At 62.9% G+C, this 3,611-nt stretch carries 5 protein-coding genes and 1 pseudogene; 3 read left to right on the top strand and 3 right to left on the bottom strand.

Features of this window, described 5'->3' with window-relative positions; genetic code table 11:
- Nucleotides 1-241 (top strand): annotated as a pseudogene (locus tag EOA27_RS27580) (lysozyme); the annotation flags it as partial.
- Between the two features lie 26 nt (nt 242-267).
- Here the strand turns inward: EOA27_RS27580 and EOA27_RS27575 are convergent.
- A complete protein-coding gene (locus EOA27_RS27575; RefSeq protein WP_245467158.1) occupies nt 268-1,206 on the bottom strand; it encodes a DMT family transporter in 939 nt (312 codons plus the stop codon).
- Between the two features lie 120 nt (nt 1,207-1,326).
- On the opposite strand from EOA27_RS27575, the gene EOA27_RS27570 reads away from it, so the two are divergent.
- A complete protein-coding gene (locus EOA27_RS27570) occupies nt 1,327-1,800 on the top strand; it encodes an Lrp/AsnC ligand binding domain-containing protein (RefSeq protein ID WP_126078323.1) in 474 nt (157 codons plus the stop codon).
- A 33-nt stretch (nt 1,801-1,833) separates the two neighbouring features.
- Here the strand turns inward: EOA27_RS27570 and EOA27_RS27565 are convergent, their stop codons facing one another.
- Nucleotides 1,834-2,490 (bottom strand): uracil-DNA glycosylase, encoded by a 657-nt coding sequence (locus EOA27_RS27565; protein ID WP_126078322.1) that lies wholly within the window; start codon nt 2,488-2,490, stop codon nt 1,834-1,836.
- 12 nt (nt 2,491-2,502) lie between these two features.
- Nucleotides 2,503-3,084 carry an NYN domain-containing protein gene (locus EOA27_RS27560; protein ID WP_126078321.1) on the bottom strand — a complete coding sequence of 194 codons (582 nt, stop codon included), beginning with the start codon at nt 3,082-3,084 and terminating at the stop codon, nt 2,503-2,505.
- Nucleotides 3,085-3,385: 301 nt separating this feature from the next.
- Here EOA27_RS27560 and rpoZ point away from each other — a divergent pair.
- Nucleotides 3,386-3,611 (top strand): DNA-directed RNA polymerase subunit omega (gene rpoZ, locus EOA27_RS27555; protein WP_127257738.1); only part of this gene is annotated, 226 nt, incomplete at its 3' end.

Raw genomic sequence — 3,611 nt, 5'->3', positions numbered from 1 at the left:
GGCGATCTTCTACCTGACCGATGAAGCGGCCGACGCCTATTCCGCAACCATCATCGCGCGCCGGCGCTGGCTGCGTTCGCTGGCGATCAGGCCGCGCGAAAACGACTGGATCTACTGGCAGTATCACAATATGGGCCGCGTCGACGGCATCGAAGGCGATGTCGATCTCAACGTTCTCAAAGGCAGCCGCGAGACGCTGGCCGAGTTGTTCGCGCCGACGCCTTCAACTGCCGGCCCTTGAAGTGTGTTTGCCGCGCGGCCGAAGGCTCACGATCCTCCCGGCGCCGGTTCACTGAGACGTCTGCTGGCAATACGCCCTCCGATCGCTGACAAGCCCATCCCGGCGGCCATGATGGCTATGGCTGCGACCTGGATCGTCATCGGCGTTTCGCCGAGTACGGCCATGCCGACAACCACCGTGGCGATCGGTATGCCGGGCAGGAACAGCGATGCCGCCTGCGGCCCCAATTGCCGGACGATGTAGGTATAGAGGAACATGGCCGCCGCGCCGGCCAGAATCCCCTGGATCACGATCTGACCGATGATTTCCCCGACGGCCGCTGCATGGATTTGGCTTGGCGCCAAGAGATAGAGAACCGGCAGCGGCAGGCAGGACAGGAGCACCACCGCGGCCGTCGCCGGGACGGGATCGGCATGCCAGCGCCTGACAAGAACGGCATAGGTCGAAAACATCAGCCCCGATCCGATGAAAAGCATGTCGCCGAAGAGAACGCTGCCTGTTCCTCGCGCCGGCGCGAGGAACAGGAACAGGCCGGCGATGATCGCGAGGACGCCGATGGTCCGTTGCCGCGAAGCGCCGTCATGGAACACGATGCGCGACAGCAGGAACGAGAAGAAGACGATTGATGCTGGGCAGAGCGCCGCCGCATTAGCGGCAGGGGCATAGGTCAGACCCCAATTGATGATCAGCGGATAAGGCAGTCCGGCCAGCGCCGCCAAGGCCAAGGCTCGTCGCCAGCCAAGCGCTCTCATGCCTGCGAAGCCACCGCGCCAGGCGATCGGCAGAAAGACCACCGCGGCGCCGCCAAAGCGCAAGACGGCTAGGTCCGTCGCCGTCAGATGCTCCCGGAGGCTGAAGCGGGCGGCGACGAATTGGATGGCATAGATGCCGATCATGGTCAGGCCGGCGAAAATCGCCAGTGTCGTGCTTCCCGAGTCTCGTTCGCTTGCCACACTGTCACCCATATGTCGTCCGGGCGGACCACCGGCACGATGAAAGTGCAGGCTATTGTTCAGTTCGCTGTGTTGAAATACGCTCCTTTTTGGAAATCGTAGCGATATTCACGCTATAAGGGGCGTTCTGAAGTGAATCCGGAAGCCAGCGATCTCGACGCGGTCGACCGCAATCTTCTTCGACTGCTGCAGGAGGATGGGCGTCGCACCACACTTGATCTGGCGGCGCGTGTCGGCCTGTCGCCGACCGGCACCAGCCTGCGCGTAAAGCGGCTGTTTCGCGAGGGTTACATCACCGCGGTCAGGGCCGTGCTCAATCCGGCAAAGATCGGGCGTGGCACGCTCGTCTTCATCGAGGTTCGTCTCGACCATACGGCGCCGCATATTTTCGAGCGGTTTGCCGAGGCGGTGATCAAGTCGCCAGAGGTGCTGGAATGCCATATGGTCGTCGGCGGCTTCGACTATCTGGTGAAGGCGCGCATCTCCGAAATGGCCGCCTATCAGGATTTCCTGACCCGGGTCATCCTGCCGCTGCCCGGCGTGAAGGAGACGCACACTTACGCCTCGATCGGCGACGTGAAGCCGGATGCGCTGCTGCCGGTATGAGCGGGTGGGCAGCGCACCTAAGGTGATTTGGGTCTAGCCCCTCAGGAACGCTGCGATCTCGCTGAACACGCTGACGAACATCTGTTCCGTCAGCACGCCCGTATTGGTGTTGTAGCGCGAGCAGTGATAGCTGGAAAACAGCGCGATGCCGCCGGCCTCCTGCTTTCCGCCATGGCGGAACGGAATGGCCGCGACGCGCTCGCCCAGCGCCCGCACCGTGGACTGATGCGCGATCGAGCCCAGCGTCAGAATGGCGCGCAGATTGGGGAAGCGCGCGATGGTGGGTTTCAGAAAAGTCCGGCAGGTGGCGATCTCGGCGCCGACCGGCTTGTTCTCCGGCGGCACGCAGCGCACCGCATTGGTGATGGCCGTGCCGACCAACTCCAGCCCGTCATCCGGCCGTGCCTTGAACTCGCCGCGCGCCAGGCCCTGCGCGATCATCGTGCCGTAGAGCAGGTCGCCGGCATAGTCGCCGGTGAAGGGGCGCCCCGTCCGGTTGGCGCCGCGCAGACCGGGCGCAAGCCCGACGATCAGCAGGCGGACCGAGGCTTCACCCTCGGGCGGCAGGAAGGTCGGCACCGGCGCGTTGAACCAGCCCGGCTCGCGCTCGCGCCAGGCGGCGATGAAATCATGCAGCCGCGGGCAAAGCGGGCAGTCGCGGCTGGGTTCGGGGGAGGTTGTGGCGGTCAAGGCCGCCGCCCGTCAATAATCGTCCTCGTCGACTTCGGCGGGTTCCGGCCGGCGCACCGGCCGCTCGGACGGATCGCGGCCGACGTCGCTCTTCAGCGTCATCAGGTCGATGAAGTGGTCGGCCTGGCGGCGCAGATCGTCGGAAATCATCGGCGGCTGCGAGGCCATGGTCGAAATGATCGACACCTTGCGTCCGCGCCGCTGCAGCGCCTCGACCAGCGTGCGGAAGTCGCCGTCGCCGGAGAAGATGACATAGTGGTCGACGACGTCGGCAAGCTCCAGCGCATCGACGGTCAGCTCGATGTCCATGTTGCCCTTGATCTTGCGGCGGCCGGTCGAGTCGGTGAATTCCTTGGCGGGCTTGGTCACCACCTTGAAACCGTTATAATCAAGCCAGTCGATCAGCGGCCGGATCGAGGAATATTCCTGGTCCTCGACCAGCGCGGTGTAATAATAAGCGCGTAAGAGATACCCGCGCTTCTGGAAACTCGACAGGAGCTTGCGGTAGTCGATGTCGAAGCCCAGCGCGCGGGACGTGGCGTAGAGATTGGCGCCGTCGATGAAAAGAGCGATCTTTTCACGGGGATCGAACATTGAAAAACATCCCTTTCAAAAATTTCTGTCGTCTTAAAAGCGTCGACGGGCAGGTCCACAAATGCGCTTGCTACCCGTCATATCCGAGATAACGCGCAATTTATGGATATCCAAGGGCACGGCCCACATTGCAAGCAATTGTGATCGCGACTATGTGAGCCGCATCATGGCGTGGCGCGATGATGAGCCGGGCAACGGCCCATAAGCTGGCGCCGCCGCCAAAAAGCTTGTATTTCGGCCGCGCCCGCGTTATGGAGCGCGCCAGCTTTCCATCAAATCCATCGCATGAAAGGGGCAGTCCATGGCCCGCGTAACCGTTGAAGATTGCATCGACAAGGTCGACAACCGTTTTGAACTCGTGCTGCTCGCCGGCCATCGCGCCCGCCAGATCAGCCAGGGCGCGCAGATCACCGTTCCGCGCGACAATGACAAGAACCCAGTCATCGCGCTGCGCGAGATCGCCGACGAGACGCTGTCGCCTGACGACCTCAAGGAAGACCTGATCCACTCGCTGCAGAAGCATGTCG

This window comes from Mesorhizobium sp. M2A.F.Ca.ET.037.01.1.1 (genome assembly GCF_003998075.1).
GTDB lineage: Bacteria > Pseudomonadota > Alphaproteobacteria > Rhizobiales > Rhizobiaceae > Mesorhizobium.
Note: the sequence above shows the minus strand (reverse complement) of the source record. Positions and strands in the feature narration are given on the sequence as shown.

Excerpts from the sequence above, each read along its gene's own strand:
- EOA27_RS27560 (WP_126078321.1), bottom strand. The coding sequence starts at position 3,084 with ATGTTCGATCCCCGTGAAAAGATCGCTCTTTTCATCGACGGCGCCAAT.
- EOA27_RS27575 (WP_245467158.1), bottom strand. The coding sequence starts at position 1,206 with ATGGGTGACAGTGTGGCAAGCGAACGAGACTCGGGAAGCACGACACTG.